This is a genomic window from Burkholderia sp. 22313, from assembly GCF_052045245.1.
In the GTDB taxonomy this organism is placed as follows: domain Bacteria; phylum Pseudomonadota; class Gammaproteobacteria; order Burkholderiales; family Burkholderiaceae; genus Burkholderia.
In genome coordinates this window covers 1-20,360 of sequence record NZ_JBQEON010000061.1, presented here as the reverse complement: position 1 = coordinate 20,360, position 20,360 = coordinate 1, and the positions used below count along the sequence as shown (strand labels likewise).

Annotated in this window: 14 protein-coding genes and 1 tRNA gene; all 15 read right to left on the bottom strand. The window is 61.4% G+C overall.

Annotated elements, in window-relative coordinates; all coding sequences use genetic code 11:
- Window positions 1-1,191, bottom strand: a complete 1,191-nt coding sequence (gene tuf, locus ACTJKF_RS30840) for an elongation factor Tu (protein WP_011350666.1) — start codon at window positions 1,189-1,191, stop codon at window positions 1-3.
- Window positions 1,192-1,232: 41 nt separating this feature from the next.
- Window positions 1,233-3,335 (bottom strand): elongation factor G, encoded by a 2,103-nt coding sequence (fusA, locus tag ACTJKF_RS30835; protein ID WP_440628861.1) that lies wholly within the window; start codon window positions 3,333-3,335, stop codon window positions 1,233-1,235.
- Window positions 3,336-3,458: 123 nt separating this feature from the next.
- Window positions 3,459-3,929 (bottom strand): 30S ribosomal protein S7, encoded by a 471-nt coding sequence (rpsG, locus tag ACTJKF_RS30830; RefSeq protein ID WP_006477195.1) that lies wholly within the window; start codon window positions 3,927-3,929, stop codon window positions 3,459-3,461.
- Window positions 3,930-4,101: 172 nt separating this feature from the next.
- Window positions 4,102-4,482 (bottom strand): 30S ribosomal protein S12, encoded by a 381-nt coding sequence (gene rpsL / locus ACTJKF_RS30825; RefSeq protein ID WP_006400662.1) that lies wholly within the window; start codon window positions 4,480-4,482, stop codon window positions 4,102-4,104.
- 228 nt (window positions 4,483-4,710) lie between these two features.
- Window positions 4,711-6,558: a DNA helicase RecQ gene (gene recQ / locus ACTJKF_RS30820; RefSeq protein ID WP_440628858.1), complete on the bottom strand. Its 1,848-nt coding sequence runs from the start codon at window positions 6,556-6,558 to the stop codon at window positions 4,711-4,713.
- A gap of 243 nt (window positions 6,559-6,801) precedes the next feature.
- Window positions 6,802-11,043 carry a DNA-directed RNA polymerase subunit beta' gene (gene rpoC / locus ACTJKF_RS30815; RefSeq protein WP_440628856.1) on the bottom strand — a complete coding sequence of 1,414 codons (4,242 nt, stop codon included), beginning with the start codon at window positions 11,041-11,043 and terminating at the stop codon, window positions 6,802-6,804.
- A gap of 21 nt (window positions 11,044-11,064) precedes the next feature.
- Complete coding sequence (gene rpoB, locus ACTJKF_RS30810) at window positions 11,065-15,171, bottom strand: DNA-directed RNA polymerase subunit beta (RefSeq protein WP_440628855.1); 4,107 nt, start codon at window positions 15,169-15,171, stop codon at window positions 11,065-11,067.
- A gap of 377 nt (window positions 15,172-15,548) precedes the next feature.
- Entirely contained in the window at window positions 15,549-15,923 is a 375-nt protein-coding gene (gene rplL / locus ACTJKF_RS30805; RefSeq protein ID WP_021161757.1) for a 50S ribosomal protein L7/L12, read from the bottom strand.
- A gap of 63 nt (window positions 15,924-15,986) precedes the next feature.
- On the bottom strand, window positions 15,987-16,484 hold the full coding sequence (rplJ, locus tag ACTJKF_RS30800; RefSeq protein WP_085043647.1) for a 50S ribosomal protein L10: 498 nt from the start codon (window positions 16,482-16,484) through the stop codon (window positions 15,987-15,989).
- 308 nt (window positions 16,485-16,792) lie between these two features.
- Window positions 16,793-17,488 (bottom strand): 50S ribosomal protein L1, encoded by a 696-nt coding sequence (gene rplA / locus ACTJKF_RS30795; protein ID WP_044849038.1) that lies wholly within the window; start codon window positions 17,486-17,488, stop codon window positions 16,793-16,795.
- Entirely contained in the window at window positions 17,489-17,920 is a 432-nt protein-coding gene (rplK, locus tag ACTJKF_RS30790; protein WP_006400671.1) for a 50S ribosomal protein L11, read from the bottom strand. It abuts the gene before it with no gap.
- Between the two features lie 140 nt (window positions 17,921-18,060).
- Window positions 18,061-18,618 carry a transcription termination/antitermination protein NusG gene (nusG, locus tag ACTJKF_RS30785; RefSeq protein ID WP_006400672.1) on the bottom strand — a complete coding sequence of 186 codons (558 nt, stop codon included), beginning with the start codon at window positions 18,616-18,618 and terminating at the stop codon, window positions 18,061-18,063.
- A 1-nt stretch (window position 18,619) separates the two neighbouring features.
- On the bottom strand, window positions 18,620-19,000 hold the full coding sequence (gene secE / locus ACTJKF_RS30780) for a preprotein translocase subunit SecE (RefSeq protein WP_006482892.1): 381 nt from the start codon (window positions 18,998-19,000) through the stop codon (window positions 18,620-18,622).
- Between the two features lie 43 nt (window positions 19,001-19,043).
- Window positions 19,044-19,119 (bottom strand) — tRNA-Trp (locus ACTJKF_RS30775).
- Between the two features lie 59 nt (window positions 19,120-19,178).
- A partial coding sequence (gene tuf / locus ACTJKF_RS30770; RefSeq protein WP_027805213.1) for an elongation factor Tu occupies window positions 19,179-20,360 on the bottom strand: 1,182 nt, incomplete at its 5' end.

Below are 20,360 nucleotides of genomic sequence, written 5' to 3'. Positions count from 1 at the left end.
TTACTCGATGATCTTGGCGACGACGCCCGCACCGACGGTACGGCCGCCTTCGCGGATTGCGAAGCGCAGGCCTTCTTCCATCGCGATCGGAGCGATCAGCTTCACCGTGATCGACACGTTGTCGCCCGGCATCACCATTTCCTTGTCCTTCGGCAGCTCGATCGAGCCCGTCACGTCCGTCGTACGGAAGTAGAACTGCGGACGGTAGTTGTTGAAGAACGGCGTGTGACGGCCGCCTTCGTCCTTGCTCAGCACGTACACTTCAGCCGTGAAGTGCGTGTGCGGCGTGATCGAACCCGGCTTCGCCAGAACCTGGCCACGCTCCACGTCTTCACGCTTCGTGCCGCGCAGCAGGATACCGACGTTGTCGCCTGCCTGACCTTGGTCCAGCAGCTTGCGGAACATTTCAACGCCCGTGCAGGTCGTCTTCACCGTCGGCTTGATACCGACGATTTCGATTTCTTCGCCGACCTTCACGATGCCGCGCTCGACACGACCCGTCACAACCGTACCACGGCCCGAGATCGAGAACACGTCTTCCACCGGCATCAGGAACGCGCCATCAACTGCACGCTCCGGCGTCGGGATGTACGTGTCCAGCGCGTCGGCCAGGCTCATGATCGCCACTTCGCCCAGCTCGCCCGTGTCGCCTTCCAGCGCCAGCTTCGCCGAACCCTTCACGATCGGCGTGTCGTCGCCCGGGAAGTCGTACTTCGACAGGAGTTCGCGAACTTCCATCTCGACCAGCTCGAGCAGTTCAGCGTCGTCCACCATGTCGCACTTGTTCAGGAACACGATGATGTACGGAACGCCAACCTGACGTGCCAGCAGGATGTGCTCACGCGTCTGCGGCATCGGGCCGTCTGCTGCCGAGCAAACCAGGATCGCGCCGTCCATCTGTGCCGCGCCCGTGATCATGTTCTTCACATAGTCAGCGTGGCCCGGGCAGTCGACGTGTGCGTAGTGGCGGTTAGCCGTTTCGTACTCGACGTGTGCCGTGTTGATCGTGATGCCGCGCGCCTTTTCTTCCGGTGCCGCGTCGATCTGGTCGTAGGCCTTCGCTTCGCCGCCGAACTTCTTCGTCAGCACCGTCGTGATCGCTGCCGTCAGCGTCGTCTTGCCGTGGTCAACGTGACCAATCGTACCAACGTTGACGTGCGGCTTGGTCCGCTCAAATTTACCTTTTGCCATGATTCTCTTCTTTCAAAAAATATCGGTTGGTAGCTGCAGATTTACTTCGACTTCGCGCTGATGATCGCTTCAGCAACGTTGCGCGGAGCTTCAGCGTAGTGCTTGAACTCCATCGTGTACGTTGCACGACCTTGCGTCAGCGAACGCAGCGACGTCGAGTAACCGAACATTTCCGACAGCGGCACTTCGGCGCGAACGATCTTGCCGCCGCCAACCATGTCTTCCATGCCCTGGACGATGCCGCGACGGCCCGACAGGTCGCCCATGACGTTGCCCATGTAGTCTTCCGGCGTCTCGACTTCGACAGCCATCATCGGCTCGAGGACGACCGGGTTCGCCTTGCGCATCGCTTCCTTGAACGCCATCGAACCGGCCATGCGGAACGCGTTTTCGTTCGAGTCAACGTCGTGGTACGAACCGAACGTCAGGTGAACCTTCACGTCGACGACCGGGAAGCCAGCCAGCACGCCCGACTTCAGCGTGTCCTGGATACCCTTGTCGACCGCCGGGATGTATTCACGCGGAATCACACCACCCTTGATCTCGTCGAAGAACTCGTAGCCCTTGCCCTGCTCGTTCGGCTCGAGCGTGATGACCGCGTGACCGTACTGGCCGCGACCACCCGACTGCTTGACGAACTTGCCGTCGACGTCCTTCGCCGTCGAACGGATCGTTTCGCGGTATGCAACCTGCGGCTTGCCGACGGTCGCTTCCACGCCGAATTCACGCTTCATCCGGTCGACCAGAATTTCGAGGTGGAGCTCGCCCATGCCCGAAATGATGGTCTGGCCCGACTCTTCGTCGGTCTGCACGCGGAACGACGGATCTTCTTGCGCCAGACGGTTCAGCGCGAGGCCCATCTTTTCCTGGTCAGCCTTGGTCTTCGGCTCGACAGCCTGCGAAATCACCGGCTCCGGGAACACCATGCGCTCGAGAATGATCGGGTTCGCCGGGTCGCACAGCGTGTCGCCCGTGGTCGCTTCCTTCAGGCCGACCGCAGCAGCGATGTCGCCTGCGCGAACTTCCTTGATTTCTTCGCGCTGGTTCGCGTGCATCTGCAGAATACGACCCAGACGTTCCTTCTTGTCCTTCGTCGAGTTCAGCAGCGTATCGCCCGAATTCACCACGCCCGAGTACACGCGGAAGAAGATCAGCTGGCCGACGAACGGGTCGGTCATGATCTTGAACGCGAGTGCCGAGAACTTCTCGTCGTCCGACGCACGGCGCTCTGCCGATTCGCCGTTTTCGAGTTCGCCCTTGACCGGCGGGATGTCGACCGGCGACGGCAGGAAATCGATCACGGCGTCGAGCATACGCTGCACGCCCTTGTTCTTGAACGCGGTACCGCACAGCATCGGCTGGATTTCACACGCGATCGTACGGTCGCGCAGTGCCTTGACGATGTCGGCTTCCGGCAGATCGCCTTCTTCCAGGTACTTGTTCATCAGGTCTTCGCTGGCTTCGGCAGCCACTTCGACCATCTTTTCGCGCCATTCCTTGCAGGTTTCCGCGAGCTCGGCCGGGATGTCGACGTAGTCGAACTTCGTGCCTTGCGACGCTTCGTCCCAAATGATCGCCTTCATCTTGATCAGGTCGACGACGCCCTTGAAGTTTTCTTCCGCGCCGATCGGCACCACGACCGGAACCGGGTTCGCCTTCAGGCGCAGACGGAGCTGGTCGTAGACCTTGAAGAAGTTCGCGCCGGTACGATCCATCTTGTTGACGAACGCGAGACGGGGCACCTTGTACTTGTTAGCCTGACGCCACACCGTTTCCGACTGCGGCTGCACGCCGCCCACTGCGCAGTACACCATGCACGCGCCATCGAGCACGCGCATCGAGCGCTCGACTTCAATCGTGAAGTCGACGTGACCCGGGGTGTCGATGATGTTGATGCGGTGTTCCGGATAGTTGCCGCCCATGCCCTTCCAGAAGGCGGTGGTAGCAGCGGACGTGATCGTGATGCCACGCTCCTGTTCCTGCTCCATCCAGTCCATCGTTGCTGCGCCGTCGTGGACTTCACCGATCTTGTGGTTCACACCGGTGTAAAACAGAATGCGCTCGGTCGTCGTCGTTTTGCCGGCGTCGATGTGAGCGCTAATACCGATATTGCGGTAGCGCTCGATAGGAGTCTTGCGAGCCACTTTGATCCTCTACTGGGATGACACGATGCAGCCCTGCTGCATCGTGCTTCAACACAAACGGGCGAGGCGCCTGAAAAGCGCACCCGCCCGGAATTTATTTCCGCAAACAGCCCAGCCAGGCGCTTAGAAACGGAAATGCGAGAACGCGCGGTTGGCTTCTGCCATGCGGTGAACTTCGTCGCGCTTCTTCATCGCGCCGCCACGGCCTTCGGCCGCTTCGGAGAGTTCACCTGCCAGGCGCAGAGCCATCGACTTCTCGCTACGCTTCTTCGCAGCCTCGCGCAGCCAGCGCATCGCCAATGCCATACGACGCGACGGGCGCACTTCGACCGGAACTTGATAGTTGGCACCACCAACGCGGCGGCTCTTCACTTCGACCACCGGCTTCACGTTGTTGAGCGCAACCGTGAACACTTCCAGCGGGTCCTTGCCACCCTTGGTCTGGATCTGTTCGAATGCGCCATAAACGATGCGCTCTGCGACCGACTTCTTGCCGGACAGCATCAGCATGTTCATGAACTTGGCTACATCAACGTTGCCGAACTTCGGATCCGGCAACACTTCCCGCTTGGGGACTTCGCGACGACGCGGCATGATTCTTCCTTTACCTGTTCAGTTGGAGCTGGTTCCAGCCCCGCGGCCACCAACAAACCCGATCACATCTTTACGACTAACCAGCTTGGCCGGGTGACCACTTACTCGACAGCACCGGCAATCCGGCACTCCCGCCTTGACCGCCCTTGGGCGATCCCTGATCAAAAACTGCTTACTTGGCAGCCTTTGCACGCTTCGCGCCGTACTTCGAGCGCGCTTGCTTACGGTCCTTGACGCCCTGGGTATCCAGCGAGCCGCGAACCATGTGGTAACGCACACCCGGCAAGTCCTTCACACGGCCGCCACGGATCAGCACAACCGAGTGTTCCTGCAGGTTGTGGCCTTCACCGCCGATGTACGAAATCACTTCGAAGCCGTTCGTCAGACGAACCTTGGCGACCTTACGGAGTGCCGAGTTCGGCTTCTTCGGCGTCGTCGTGTACACACGGGTGCACACGCCGCGACGCTGGGGGCAGTCCTGCAGGGCCGGGCTCTTGCTCTTCGTCGTTTCCGACTGACGGCCTTTGCGAACCAGTTGGTTGATGGTTGGCATTGTTTATTCCTGAAATTGAACAAAATCTGCACATCGATTTCGGGCAAAGCGAGAATCGACGCACAGTTGACTTCCGAACCGGCGATACGGGACGCGAACCTTCGAACGCGACTCGGCCCACCGAATACCGGAACCCAGCATCATATTCCGGAAATGCCAACTAAGTCAACGGCTTGCGTGATTCGCCAGTGACACGGGCGGTTTACCGGAAGGGTCGGAACAGCTGTGTCACGCCGATTCGACGACGTCGATGATCTCGTCGCCGAAGCGTTCGAGCTTGCGCACGCCCATGCCGGGGATATGGCGCAGGTCATCGATCGTTTCCGGCGCGTTGCGCGCGATTTCGGCCAGCGTCGCGTCGTGGAAGATCACGTAGGCCGGCACGCCGTCGGACTTCGCGGTTTCCGCGCGCCAGGCGCGCAGCGCGTCCCAGCGGGCGCGCTCGCGCGTGCCCATGCCGGCCGTCGGGTCAACACGCGTGCCGCTGCGGCTCGACGACTGACGCGAGCGCTGCGGCTTCACGTAGCGGCGCAGCGTGACCTTCTCGTCGTTCTTCAGCACCGGCTTCGCGGCCTCGGTGAGCATGAGCGCGCCGAACCCGCCATGATCGACCGCCAGATAGCCGTACGCGACGAGCTGCCGGAAAATCGCGCGCCATTCGGGTTCGGATAGCGACGCGCCGATCCCGAACGTGCTGAGCTGATCGTGGCCGCGCTGCAACACCTTCTCGGTACGGCCGCCGCGCAGGATTTCGATCAGATGGCTCGAGCCGAAATTGAAGCCGCTCGCGCGCTGCGCGCGGAACACGCACGACAGCGCCATCTGGGCCTCGCGCGTCGCGTCCCACGAATCGGGCGGCTCGAGGCACGTGTCGCAGTTGCCGCACGGCTGGCTCGCCTCGCCGAAGTAGTTCAGCAGCCGCACGCGCCGGCACGAGATCGTCTCGCACAGCCCGAGCAGCGCGTCGAGCTTCGACGTCTGCACGCGCTTGTGCGCGTCGTCCGCATCGGACTCGTCGATCATCTTGCGCTGCTGCACGACGTCGCCGAGGCCATACGCCATCCACGCGTTCGCCGGCATCCCGTCGCGGCCGGCGCGGCCGGTTTCCTGGTAATAGCCTTCGACGCTCTTCGGCAAATCGAGGTGCGCAACGAAGCGCACGTCGGGCTTGTCGATGCCCATCCCGAACGCGATCGTCGCGCACATCACGATGCCTTCCTCGCGCTGGAACATTTCCTGGTGCTTCTGCCGCACCTCGAACTCCATCCCCGCGTGGTATGGCAGCGCGCGCACGCCCTGCGCCTTCAGCCACTCGGCCGTTTCCTCGACCTTGCGGCGCGACAGGCAGTACACGACGCCCGCGTCGGTCGTGCCGTCCGCGTTCGTGTGCTCCGCGCGGATGAAGTCGAGCAGTTGCGAGCGCGCGTTGTCCTTCTCGACGATCCGGTAGCGGATGTTCGGACGGTCGAAGCTCGACACGAACACGCGGGCGTCGTCGAGTGCAAGGCGATGGATGATCTCGTCGCGCGTGATCGCGTCGGCGGTGGCCGTCAGCGCGATGCGCGGCACCGACGGGAAGCGCTCGTGCAGCACCGACAGCTGGATGTATTCGGGACGGAAGTCGTGCCCCCATTGCGACACGCAGTGCGCCTCGTCGATCGCGAACAGGCCGATCTTCGCGCGCTCGAGCAACTCGAGGAAGCGGCCGGTCATCAGCCGCTCGGGCGCGACATACAGCAGGTCGATCTCGCCTTCGCGCAGCGCGCGCTCGGTCGCCGCGGCTTCGGCGCCGGATAGCGTCGAGTTCAGATAGGCCGCACGCACGCCGACTTCGCTGAGCGCGGCAACCTGATCCTGCATCAGCGCGATCAGCGGCGACACGACGATGCCCGCGCCCTGCCCGGCCTCGCGGCGCAGCAGCGCCGGAATCTGGTAACACAACGACTTGCCGCCACCGGTCGGCATCAGCACGAGGCAATCGCCGCCGCCGGCGACGTGTTCGACGATCTCGCCCTGCTGGCCGCGAAATGCGGGATAACCAAAGACTTCGTCGAGGATTTCGAGGGCGCGGGACATGAATGAGAACGAGGACGGCAGAATGATGACCGCAATTTTAACAACCCGCTCGCGCAGCGCGCGGCGAATCGTGCAACGTTGGCCAATCGGACAGGGTTCGTGCGCGCGCATGACGGGCCTGCGCAAGCGTGCCGCAAGCCCGTCATGCACGTGAGCGACGGATAAAAAAAACCGCCCGGCGGACCGGGCGGTTTCGATGACAGCGAAGTCGGCAACGTGAGGCGGCTCGCGCCGCCCCCGCGCTTACTCGGCTGCCGGGTGTTGCGGTTCTTCCGCCGGCGCGCTCGGCGTGCCGAAGTCGAATGCCTCTTCCGCTGCGATCTGATCGAAACGCTCGCGGTCGGACATCTCCTTCGCCTTGCGTGCCTTGTGGAACGCGAGACCCGTACCGGCCGGGATCAGGCGGCCGACGATCACGTTTTCCTTCAGGCCGCGCAGATCGTCGCGCTTGCCCATGATCGCCGCTTCGGTCAGCACGCGGGTCGTTTCCTGGAACGATGCCGCGGAGATGAACGAGTCGGTCGACAGCGACGCCTTCGTGATACCGAGGAGCACGTTGTCGTACGAAGCCGGGCGCTTGTCCTCGGCGATCATGCGATCGTTCTCGTCCAGCATGTCGGAACGCTCGACCTGTTCGCCCGGGATGAAGCGCGTATCGCCGTTGTCGGTGATCTGCACACGACGCAGCATCTGGCGAACGATCACCTCGATGTGCTTGTCGTTGATCTTCACGCCCTGCAGACGATACACGTCCTGCACTTCGTCGACGATGTAGCGCGACAGCGCCTCGATACCCTGCAGACGCAGGATGTCGTGCGGATCGGCCGGGCCGTCCACGATCATTTCGCCCTTGTTGACGACCTGAGCATCGTGGACCAGCACCTGCTTTTCCTTCGCGATCAGGAACTCGTGCTGGTTGCCTTCGAGGTCCGTGATGACGAGACGCTGCTTGCCCTTCGTGTCCTTGCCGAACGACGTCGTACCGGTGACTTCCGCGAGAATGCCGGCATCCTTCGGCGAACGCGCTTCGAACAGTTCCGCCACCCGCGGCAGACCGCCGGTAATGTCACGCGTCTTCTGCGCTTCGGTCGGGATACGTGCAAGCACTTCACCCACCTGCACTTGCTGGCCGTCCTTCACGGTGATCAGTGCGCCGACCTGGAAGCCGATCTGCACTGCGTGCTCCGTGCCCGGGATCTTCACTTCGTCGCCGTTCGCGTCGAGCAGTTTCACCTGCGGACGCACGCTCTTCGAAGCTTGCGAACCACGACGCTTCACGTCGATCACGACCAGCGTCGACAGGCCGGTCACGTCGTCGATCTGCTTCGCGACGGTCACGCCTTCCTCGACGTTCTCGAACTTCACCGTACCGCCATACTCGGTGATGATCGGACGCGTCAGCGGATCCCAGGTGGCGAGCTGCGTGCCTGCCTTGATCGATGCGCCGTCGAGCTGCAGCAGCGTCGCGCCGTACGGCACTTTGTGACGCTCGCGCTCGCGACCGATATCGTCGGTGATCATCGCCTCGCCCGAGCGCGAAATGACGATCTGCTCGCCCTTCGCGTTCGTCACGTAGCGCATCGTCGCCGTGAAACGCACGATACCGTTGCTCTTCGCTTCGACCGACGACGCCACTGCCGCACGCGATGCCGCACCACCGATGTGGAACGTACGCATGGTCAGCTGCGTGCCCGGTTCACCGATCGACTGTGCCGCGATCACGCCGACGGCTTCGCCGACGTTCACGAGCGAGCCGCGGCCGAGGTCACGGCCGTAGCAGGCCGCGCACAGGCCGTAACGCGTTTCGCAGGTCAGCGGCGTGCGCACGCGCACTTCGTCGATGCCGAGGCGTTCGATTTCCTCGACCGCCGTTTCGTCGAGCAGCGTGCCCGATTCGTACAGCGTTTCCTGCGTTTCCGGGTTCACGACGTCCGCGACCGCGACGCGGCCGAGGATACGGTCGCGCAGCGCCTCGACAACTTCACCGCCTTCGACCAGTGCCTTCATCGCGACGCCGTTCGACGTGCCGCAATCGTCCTCGACCACCACCAGATCCTGCGTGACGTCGACGAGACGACGGGTCAGGTAACCCGAGTTCGCGGTCTTCAGTGCCGTATCAGCCAGACCCTTACGTGCACCGTGGGTCGAGATGAAGTACTGCAACACGTTCAGGCCTTCGCGGAAGTTCGCGGTAATCGGCGTCTCGATAATCGAGCCGTCCGGCTTCGCCATCAGGCCTCGCATACCGGCCAGCTGACGAATCTGCACCGCCGAACCCCGGGCGCCCGAGTCGGCCATCATGTAGATCGAGTTGAACGACTCCTGGCGCGTCTCGTTGCCGTCGCGGTCCGTCACCGGCTCCGTCGACAGCTGCTCCATCATCGCCTTGCCGACCGCTTCCGACGTTGCCGACCAGATGTCGACCACGTTGTTGTAGCGTTCCTGCGCGGTGACGAGACCCGACATGTACTGGCGGTCGTACTCCTTCACCTTCTTCGCGGCGTCGCCGACGATCGTTTCCTTCTGCGGCGGCACGAGCATGTCGTCCACGCAGATCGAAATGCCGGCGCGTGTCGCGAGACGGAAACCCGACTGCATCAGCTGGTCGGCGAACACGACCGTCGCACGCAGACCGCACTTGCGGAATGCGGTGTTGATCAGGCGCGAGATTTCCTTCTTCTTCAGCGGCTTGTTCAGCACCGAGAACGGCAGGCCGTGCGGCAGGATCTCCGACAGGATCGCGCGACCGACGGTCGTCGCGTACAGCGAGATCTTCGGCACGAATTGCGGCGCGCCTTCCGACGTGTCCTCGTTGCGGACCATTTCGGTGATCCGCACGTTGACGCGCGATGCCAGTTCGACTTCCTTGTTCTCGTACGCGCGGATCACTTCCGACACGCCCGTGAACGACAGGCCTTCGCCCTTGCCGTTGACCGCTTCGCGGGTCGCGTAGTACAGACCCAGCACGATATCCTGCGACGGCACGATCGACGGATCGCCGTTGGCCGGGAACAGCACGTTGTTCGACGCCAGCATCAGCGTGCGTGCTTCCATCTGCGCTTCGAGCGACAGCGGCACGTGAACGGCCATCTGGTCACCGTCGAAGTCGGCGTTGAACGCCGCGCAGACGAGCGGGTGCAGCTGAATTGCCTTGCCTTCGATCAGCACCGGCTCGAACGCCTGGATACCGAGACGGTGCAGCGTCGGCGCACGGTTCAGCATCACCGGGTGCTCGCGGATCACCTCTTCGAGGATGTCCCACACCACCGGCGTCTGGTTCTCGACTTCCTTCTTCGCAGCCTTGATGGTCGTCGCGACGCCCATCACTTCCAGCTTGTTGAAGATGAACGGCTTGAACAGCTCGAGCGCCATCAGCTTCGGCAGACCGCACTGGTGCAGCTTCAGCGTCGGGCCGACCACGATGACCGAACGGCCCGAGTAGTCGACGCGCTTGCCCAGCAGGTTCTGACGGAAACGACCGCCCTTGCCCTTGATCATGTCGGCGAGCGACTTCAGCGGACGCTTGTTCGCGCCCGTCATCGCCTTGCCGCGACGACCGTTGTCGAGCAGCGAGTCGACGGCTTCCTGCAGCATCCGCTTTTCGTTGCGGACGATGATTTCAGGCGCCTTCAGCTCGAGCAGACGCTTCAACCGGTTGTTACGGTTGATCACGCGGCGATACAGGTCGTTCAGGTCCGACGTCGCGAAACGGCCGCCGTCCAGCGGCACGAGCGGACGCAGTTCCGGCGGCAGCACCGGCAGCACTTCGAGGATCATCCACTCGGGCTTGATGCCCGAGCGCTGGAATGCCTCGAGGACCTTCAGGCGCTTCGCATACTTCTTGATCTTCGCTTCCGAACCGGTGTTCTTCAGTTCGGTGCGCAGCGTCTCGACCTGCTCGTCGATGTTGATCGCGCGCAGCAGTTCACGCACGCCTTCCGCGCCCATTTCGGCACGGAATTCGTCGCCGTATTCCTCGACCTTGTTGTAGTAATCCTCTTCGGTCATGATCTGCCGCGCCTTCAGCGGCGTCATGCCCGGTTCGATCACCACGTACGCTTCGAAGTACAGCACGCGTTCGATGTCGCGCAGCGTCATGTCGAGCACCATGCCCAGACGCGACGGCAGCGACTTCAGGAACCAGATGTGCGCGACCGGCGATGCCAGCTCGATGTGGCCCATCCGTTCGCGACGCACCTTCGCCAGCGTCACTTCGACGCCGCACTTCTCGCAGATCACGCCGCGGTGCTTCAGACGCTTGTACTTGCCGCACAGGCACTCGTAGTCCTTGATCGGCCCGAAGATCTTCGCGCAGAACAGACCATCGCGTTCCGGTTTGAACGTACGGTAGTTGATGGTCTCCGGCTTCTTCACTTCACCGAACGACCACGAACGGATCTTGTCCGGCGAGGCCAGACCGATCTTGATCGCGTCGAAAACTTCTTCCTGTTGGACTTGCTTGAATAGATCGAGCAGAGCTTTCATTGCTTTCTCTCCGTAGTCCGATTAATTGCGGTCGAGATCGATGTCGATACCGAGCGAGCGGATTTCCTTCACGAGCACGTTGAAGGATTCCGGCATGCCTGCATCGATCACGTGATCGCCCTTGACGAGGTTCTCGTAAACCTTCGTCCGGCCGTTCACGTCGTCCGACTTCACCGTCAGCATTTCCTGCAGCACATAGGACGCGCCGTACGCTTCGAGTGCCCACACTTCCATTTCACCGAAACGCTGGCCACCGAACTGCGCCTTACCACCCAGCGGCTGCTGCGTGACGAGCGAGTACGGGCCCGTCGAACGCGCGTGCATCTTGTCGTCGACCAGGTGGTGCAGCTTCAGGTAGTGCATGTAGCCAAGCGTCACGCGACGTTCGAACATTTCACCCGTGCGGCCGTCGTACAGGCGGACCTGGTTCTTCGACGGGTTCATGCCGAGCTGTTCCGCGATGTCGTCCGGGAACGCGAGGTCGAGCATCTTGCTCATTTCTTCCTCGGTCGCACCGTCGAACACCGGCGTTGCGAACGGCACGCCTTCGCGCAGGTTCTTCGCGAGTTCGAGGATCTCGTCGTCGGTGAAGCTTTCCAGATCTTCCTGGCGGCCCGAATCGTTGTAGATCTTCGTCAGGAATACGCGCATTTCCTCGATCTTCGCCTGACGCTGCAGCATTTCGCCGATACGCCAGCCGAGGCCCTTCGCGGCCCAGCCGAGGTGCACTTCCAGAACCTGACCCACGTTCATCCGCGACGGCACGCCGAGCGGGTTCAGCACGACGTCTGCCGGACGGCCGTCGGCCATGTACGGCATGTCTTCGATCGGAACGATCTTCGACACGACACCCTTGTTACCGTGACGGCCTGCCATCTTGTCGCCAGGCTGCAGACGGCGCTTCACCGCGAGGTATACCTTGACCATCTTCAGCACGCCCGGCGGCAGTTCGTCGCCTTGCGTGAGCTTCTTGCGCTTCTCTTCGAACGCGAGGTCGAACTGGTGACGCTTCTCTTCGATCGAGTTCTTGATCGCTTCGAGCTGTGCCGCTGCTTCGTCGTCCGCGAGGCGGATGTCGAACCAGTGGTAGTGATCGAGGTCTTCCAGGTAAGCCTGGTCGATCTTCGTGCCCTTCGCGAGCTTCTTCGGGCCGCCGTTCGCGACCTTGCCCACCAGCATGCGTGCGAGACGCTGGAACGCGTCGCCTTCCACGATGCGCAGCTGGTCGTTCAGGTCGAGACGGTAGCGCTTCAGTTCGTCGTCGATGATCTGTTGCGCACGCTTGTCGCGCTGGATGCCTTCACGCGTGAACACCTGGACGTCGATCACGGTGCCGCTCATGCCCGACGGCACGCGCAGCGACGTGTCCTTCACGTCCGAAGCCTTCTCGCCGAAGATCGCGCGCAGCAGCTTCTCTTCCGGCGTCAGCTGGGTCTCGCCCTTCGGCGTGACCTTGCCGACCAGCACGTCGCCTGCTTCGACTTCAGCACCGATGTACACGATGCCCGATTCGTCGAGACGGCCGAGCTGGACTTCCGCCAGGTTCGAGATGTCGCGCGTGATTTCTTCCGGCCCGAGCTTCGTGTCGCGTGCAACGACGTTCAGCTCCTCGATGTGGATCGACGTGTAGCGATCGTCGGCCACGACCTTCTCCGAGATCAGGATCGAGTCCTCGAAGTTGTAGCCGTTCCACGGCATGAACGCGATCAGCATGTTCTGGCCGAGCGCGAGCTCGCCCAGGTCCGTCGAGGCGCCATCGGCCAGCACGTCGCCGCGCGAGACCTTGTCGCCCATCTTCACGATCGGACGCTGGTTGATGTTCGTGTTCTGGTTCGAACGCGTGTACTTGATCAGGTTGTAGATGTCGACACCGACTTCACCCGCGACCGCTTCGTCGTCGTTCACGCGAATCACGATACGGCCTGCGTCGACGTAGTCGACGACACCGCCACGGAACGCCTGAACCGTCGTGCCCGAGTCGACCGCGCAGGTACGCTCGATGCCCGTACCGACGACCGGCTTCTCCGGACGCAGACACGGCACGGCCTGACGCTGCATGTTCGAGCCCATCAGTGCACGGTTCGCGTCGTCGTGCTCGAGGAACGGGATCAGCGAAGCTGCGACCGACACGATCTGCGACGGCGCGACGTCCATGTACTGGATGCGATCCGGCGTGACCATCATCGTTTCGCCGGCTTCACGCGACGACACGAGTTCGTCGATCAGCTGGCCGTTCTCGTCGATCGCGGCGTTCGCCTGCGCGATCATGTAACGACCTTCTTCGATCGCCGACAGGTAGTCGATCTGGTCGGTCACCTTGCTGTCCACGACCTTGCGGTACGGCGTCTCGAGGAAGCCGTACTCGTTCAGGTGCGCGTACAGTGCGAGCGAGTTGATCAGACCGATGTTCGGACCTTCCGGCGTTTCGATCGGGCACACGCGGCCATAGTGGGTCGGGTGCACGTCACGCACTTCGAAGCCTGCGCGCTCGCGCGTCAGACCGCCCGGGCCCAGTGCGGAAACACGGCGCTTGTGCGTGATTTCCGACAGCGGGTTGGTCTGGTCCATGAACTGCGACAGCTGTGACGAACCGAAGAACTCGCGGATCGCCGACGAAATCGGCTTCGAGTTGATCAGGTCGTGCGGCATCAGGTTTTCGCTTTCGGCCTGGCCGAGGCGTTCCTTGACCGCGCGCTCGACACGCACGAGACCCGCGCGGAACTGGTTTTCCGCCAGTTCGCCGACGCAACGCACGCGACGGTTGCCAAGGTGGTCGATGTCGTCGACTTCACCCTTGCCGTTGCGCAGCTCGACGAGAATCTTGATCGTCGCGAGAATGTCGTCGTCCTGCAGCGTCATCGGGCCGGTGATCTCGTCACGGCTGACGCGGCGGTTGAACTTCATACGGCCGACCTTCGACAGGTCGTACGCTTCTTCGCTGTAGAACAGACGGTTGAACAGGGCCTCGACCGCTTCTTCGGTCGGCGGCTCGCCCGGACGCATCATGCGGTAGATCGCGATACGCGCGGCCGTCTTGTCGGTCGTTTCGTCGACACGCAGCGTCGACGAGATGTACGGACCCTGATCCAGATCGTTCGTGTAGAGCGTCTGGATGTCCTTGATGTCCGCTTCGCGCAGCTTCTCGAGCACGCTTTCCGTGACTTCGTCGTTCGCGCTCGCGATCACTTCGCCGGTATCGCCGTCGACGACGTTCTTCGCCAGCACGCGGCCGAGGAGATAGTCTTCCGGCACCGAGATGAACTTGGTCTTCGCGGCTTCGAGGTCGCGAATGTGCTTCGCGTTGATCCGCTTGTCTTTCTGGACGATGACCTTGCCGTCACGATCCGTGATGTCGAAGCGCGCGACTTCACCACGCAGGCGCTCGGGCACGAACTCGAGTTGCGCGCCTTCGCCCATCAGCGTGAAGTTGTCGAACACGAAGAAGTTCGCGAGGATCTGTTCCGGCGTGAGGCCGATGGCCTTCAGCAGGATCGTGACCGGCATCTTGCGGCGACGGTCGACGCGGAAGTACAGGATGTCCTTCGGATCGAATTCGAAGTCGAGCCACGAGCCGCGGTACGGAATGATCCGTGCCGAGAACAGCAGCTTGCCCGAGCTGTGCGTCTTACCCTTGTCGTGTTCGAAAAACACGCCCGGCGAACGGTGCAGCTGCGAGACGATGACACGCTCGGTGCCGTTGATGACGAACGAGCCCGTCGGCGTCATGAGCGGCATTTCGCCCATGTACACTTCCTGCTCTTTCACTTCCTTGACGACCGGCTTGTTCGGCGATTCCTTGTCGAGGATGACAAGGCGGACCTTCGCGCGCAGCGCGGAGCAGTACGTCAGGCCGCGCTGCTGGCATTCCTTGATGTTGAATGCCGGCGCGGACAACGCATAGCTCACGAACTCGAGGCGCGCAAAGCCGTTGTGCGAAACAATGGGAAATACCGATGTGAATGCGGCCTGCAAACCTTCAGGCTTGCGTTGCGTGCCAAGCACATCGGCTTGCAGAAACGTGCTGAATGATTCAAGCTGGGTAGCCAGCAAGAACGGAACTTGGTGAACGATGGGGCGCTTCGCGAAACTCTTGCGAATGCGCTTCTTCTCGGTGAAGGAATATTGCATACGATCTCCGAATCACGGCGGGTGCTATCGAGGCGGAATACCTGGACGTTTCAAACCCGAGTGTTCACCGACTGAGACCCGATGGCCGTCCGACGGCTTGAACGAGCCGAGAAGCTTGGTGGTTGGCCGCTACCAACCGCTGGCTGACGGCAGCGGATGCCTGTGTTGCCCGCTACCCGACCAAACTTGCCTTCTGCAGTCGCTTCAGAAGACAAAGAGAAACGCCAATCGTGACCATTGACAACGATTTGGCGGTTTTCTTTGGCTTCTGGGGCCGATTATTCGGGCTCCCAAAAGAGTGCCAGAATAACGTCCCCACAAAGCACAAAAAGGCCGGCGGTGAAAATACCGCCAGCCTTCGCACAGCGCGTCGAAACTTACTTGACTTCGACCTTCGCGCCAGCTTCTTCCAGCTTCTTCTTGGCTTCTTCAGCAGCAGCCTTGTCGACGCCTTCCTTGACAGCCTTCGGTGCGCCGTCAACGACGTCCTTCGCTTCCTTCAGGCCCAGGCCCGTCAGTTCGCGAACTGCCTTGATGACTGCAACCTTGTTGCTGCCTGCTTCAGCCAGGACGACCGTGAATTCGGTCTTCTCTTCTGCAGCAGCAGCAGCGCCGCCGCCTGCCGGGCCAGCGACTGCCACTGCAGCTGCCGACACGCCAAACTTCTCTTCGAACGCCTTGACCAGTTCGTTCAGTTCCAGAACGGTCATCCCTTCGACTGCTGCCAGGATGTCTTCTTTTGCGATTGCCATTTGAAATACTCCTAAATTGAATTCGGATACAGCCAGCGATCAGTAACGCTGATGCACGTTCGCTTACGCAGCTTCCGCTTGCTTCTTCTCGGCGAGCGCGGCCAGGGCACGCGCGAAGCCCGAAACAGGCGATTGCATAACGAACAGCAGCTTCGAGAGCAGTTCTTCGCGGCTCGGGATGCTTGCCAGCGCTTGCACGCCAGCCTTGTCCATCACCTTGCCATCGAACGCACCAGCCTTGATGACCAACTTGTCATTGCTCTTGCTGAAGTCGTTGACGACCTTAGCAGCAGCAATTGCATCTTCCGAGATGCCGTAGATCAGGGGACCAGTCATCTGCTCTGCCAGCGGAGCAAAAGGCGTACCTTCAACAGCGCGACGCGCCAGCGTGTTCTTCAACACGCGCAGGTAAACCTGTTGCTCACGCGCTTTCGCGCGCAGCTTGGTCAGATCGCCAACCGCAATTCCACGATACTCAGCCAGCACAACGGTCTGGGCCTTCGCGACTTGCGCGGAAACCTCAGCGACGACGGCTTGCTTGTCTTCTCTATTAAGCGGCACGGTTAGCCTCCAGAAACGATACGTTCGGCGCGGCCGGCATGGCCGAAACCTCACGCACCTCGTTCAACAACGGCGTCCGACCTCGTTAGGAGTATTTCCACCTCACGCCGTGAATCACTTCACGGCCTGCGGCTTCACCACTGCAAAACTTTTTCGGGTTCGCCATCTGCGTTGGCTTGAATTAAGGGATCGCCTGCCTGCTGCGTCCCACCAACGGTCTTTGATAACCGGTTGCCCGCCCTACTGCACGAACAACCGCCCAAAGCCCATGTAGGCCGCTTCGCGAACGAAGCAGCCCGAATACTTTCTTACGCTGCCAGCGTAGCCTGGTCGACACGCACGCCGACGCCCATCGTGCTCGACAGTGCGATCTTGCGCAGGTAGACACCCTTGCTCGTTGCCGGCTTCGCCTTCTGCAGCGCTTCGATCAGCGCCGACAGGTTCGAACGCAGTGCGGTCGATTCGAACGATGCACGGCCGATGGTAGCGTGGATGATACCGGCCTTGTCGACACGGAATTGCACCTGACCAGCCTTTGCGTTCTTGACTGCAGTCGCGACGTCCGGCGTGACCGTGCCGACCTTCGGGTTCGGCATCAGGCCGCGCGGGCCGAGGATCTGACCGAGCGTACCAACGATACGCATCGTGTCCGGCGAAGCGATCACGATATCGAAGTCCATCTGGCCAGCCTTGATCTGCTCTGCCAGGTCTTCCATACCGACGATTTCCGCACCCGCTGCACGAGCCTGCTCGGCCTTCTCGCCTTGCGCGAACACGGCAACGCGAACCGACTTGCCCGTACCTGCCGGCAGAACGACCGAACCACGAACGACCTGGTCCGACTTCTTCGCGTCGATGCCGAGCTGAACTGCGACGTCGATCGATTCGTTGAACTTTGCGCTCGCGCATTCCTTCACGAGTGCCAGTGCGTCTTCGATCGCGTACAGCTTCTGACGGTCGACCTTGGCGGCAAATGCCTGACGGCGCTTGGAGATCTTAGCCATTTACACGCCCTCCACAGTGATGCCCATCGAGCGTGCGCTACCAGCGATGGTGCGAACGGCTGCGTCCAGATCAGCTGCCGTAAGATCCGGCATCTTGGTCTTCGCGATTTCTTCGGCTTGAGCGCGCGTGATCGAACCGACCTTGTCGGTGTGCGGCTTGCTCGAGCCCTTGTCCACCTTCGCCGCCTTCTTGATCAGGACGGTCGCCGGCGGCGTCTTCATCACGAACGTGAAGCTCTTGTCAGCGTATGCCGTGATGACCACCGGCACCGGCAGACCCGGCTCCATGCCTTGAGTCTGCGCGTTGAACGCCTTGCAGAACTCCATGATGTTCAGGCCGCGCTGGCCCAGTGCCGGACCGACCGGCGGCGACGGGTTGGCTTTACCTGCAGGAATCTGCAGCTTGATAAAGCCGACAATTTTCTTTGCCATTTGTAAACCTCGTTGGAACGCCAGTTAGCGTTCGGTGAGTGATAACGCGCGTTCGCCGCTGGCTACTGACGCTCCTCAACGGTCATGACGCGGACCGTAAGCGCGAAGGTGGGCAGCCGAGGCTGCCCACCGAATCGGGATCAAACTTTTTCGACCTGGCCGAACTCGAGTTCGACAGGAGTGGAGCGGCCAAAGATGGTGACCGACACACGTACGCGCGATTTTTCGTAGTTGACTTCCTCGACCGTGCCGTTGAAGTCCGTGAACGGGCCTTCCTTGACACGCACCATCTCGCCAACTTCGAACAGGGTCTTCGGCCGCGGCTTCTCGACGCCTTCCTGCATCTGCGACATGATCTTCTCGACTTCCTTGGGGGAAATCGGAGTCGGGCGGTTACGCGCACCGCCGACGAAACCCGTGACCTTCGCCGTGTTCTTCACGAGGTGCCACGTTTCGTCCGTCATTTCCATTTCCACCAGCACGTAGCCGGGGAAGAAACGACGCTCGGTTACAGCCTTGTGGCCGCCTTTGACTTCGACCACTTCTTCGGTCGGAACCAGGATCTGACCGAATTTGTCCTGCATGCCAGCGCGTTCGATGCGCTCTTGAAGCGCGCGTTGCACGCTCTTCTCCATACCGGAGTAGGCGTGCACGACGTACCAACGCTTTCCGCTCGGGGATGCCGGAGTATCGCTCATATCATTTCCAACCCAGAATCGCCGAGAAAATCACCCATTCGATCGATTTGTCACTCAACCAGAGGAAAATCGCCATCACGAGCACGAAACCGAACACGACGAGTGTGGTTTGCGTTGCTTCCTTGCGGGTGGGCCAAACGACCTTGCGGACTTCCTTGTACGAATCCTTGGCAAAGGCGATGAGGCTTTTGCCAGGTGCGGACATCAGACCGACGGCCACGCCGGCGATGATACCTACCGCCAATGCGGCACCGCGGACATACCACTGCTGGTTGGCCAGCCAGAAGAAGCCCACGAATCCGGCCAAGACCAGCAATACGCCCAGGGCCAGCATCAGCTTATCGCCGGAGGTATTTACAGTTTCGACGGATGGATTCGCCATAACACCTTAAAACAAATGCCACGTAGGATACGTGGCGATTTTTTGGCAGGGGCAGAGGGAATCGAACCCCCAACCTTCGGTTTTGGAGACCGACGCTCTGCCAGTTGAGCTATACCCCTAAACCATGTTGGGGCCGGCTGCTGCCAGCCCCAAAACTGTCGATCAACGAATAACTGGCTTACTCGATGATCTTGGCGACGACGCCCGCACCGACGGTACGGCCGCCTTCGCGGATTGCGAAGCGCAGGCCTTCTTCCATCGCGATCGGAGCGATCAGCTTCACCGTGATCGACACGTTGTCGCCCGGCATCACCATTTCCTTGTCCTTCGGCAGCTCGATCGAGCCCGTCACGTCCGTCGTACGGAAGTAGAACTGCGGACGGTAGTTGTTGAAGAACGGCGTGTGACGGCCGCCTTCGTCCTTGCTCAGCACGTACACTTCAGCCGTGAAGTGCGTGTGCGGCGTGATCGAACCCGGCTTCGCCAGAACCTGGCCACGCTCCACGTCTTCACGCTTCGTGCCGCGCAGCAGGATACCGACGTTGTCGCCTGCCTGACCTTGGTCCAGCAGCTTGCGGAACATTTCAACGCCCGTGCAGGTCGTCTTCACCGTCGGCTTGATACCGACGATTTCGATTTCTTCGCCGACCTTCACGATGCCGCGCTCGACACGACCCGTCACAACCGTACCACGGCCCGAGATCGAGAACACGTCTTCCACCGGCATCAGGAACGCGCCATCAACTGCACGCTCCGGCGTCGGGATGTACGTGTCCAGCGCGTCGGCCAGGCTCATGATCGCCACTTCGCCCAGCTCGCCCGTGTCGCCTTCCAGCGCCAGCTTCGCCGAACCCTTCACGATCGGCGTGTCGTCGCCCGGGAAGTCGTACTTCGACAGGAGTTCGCGAACTTCCATCTCGACCAGCTCGAGCAGTTCAGCGTCGTCCACCATGTCGCACTTGTTCAGGAACACGATGATGTACGGAACGCCAACCTGACGTGCCAGCAGGATGTGCTCACGCGTCTGCGGCATCGGGCCGTCTGCTGCCGAGCAAACCAGGATCGCGCCGTCCATCTGTGCCGCGCCCGTGATCATGTTCTTCACATAGTCAGCGTGGCCCGGGCAGTCGACGTGTGCGTAGTGGCGGTTAGCCGTTTCGTACTCGACGTGTGCCGTGTTGATCGTGATGCCGCGCGCCTTTTCTTCCGGTGCCGCGTCGATCTGGTCGTAGGCCTTCGCTTCGCCGCCGAACTTCTTCGTCAGCACCGTCGTGATCGCTGCCGTCAGCGTCGTCTTGCCGTGGTCAACGTGACCAATCGTACCAACGTTGACGTGCGGCTTGGTCCGCTCAAATTTACC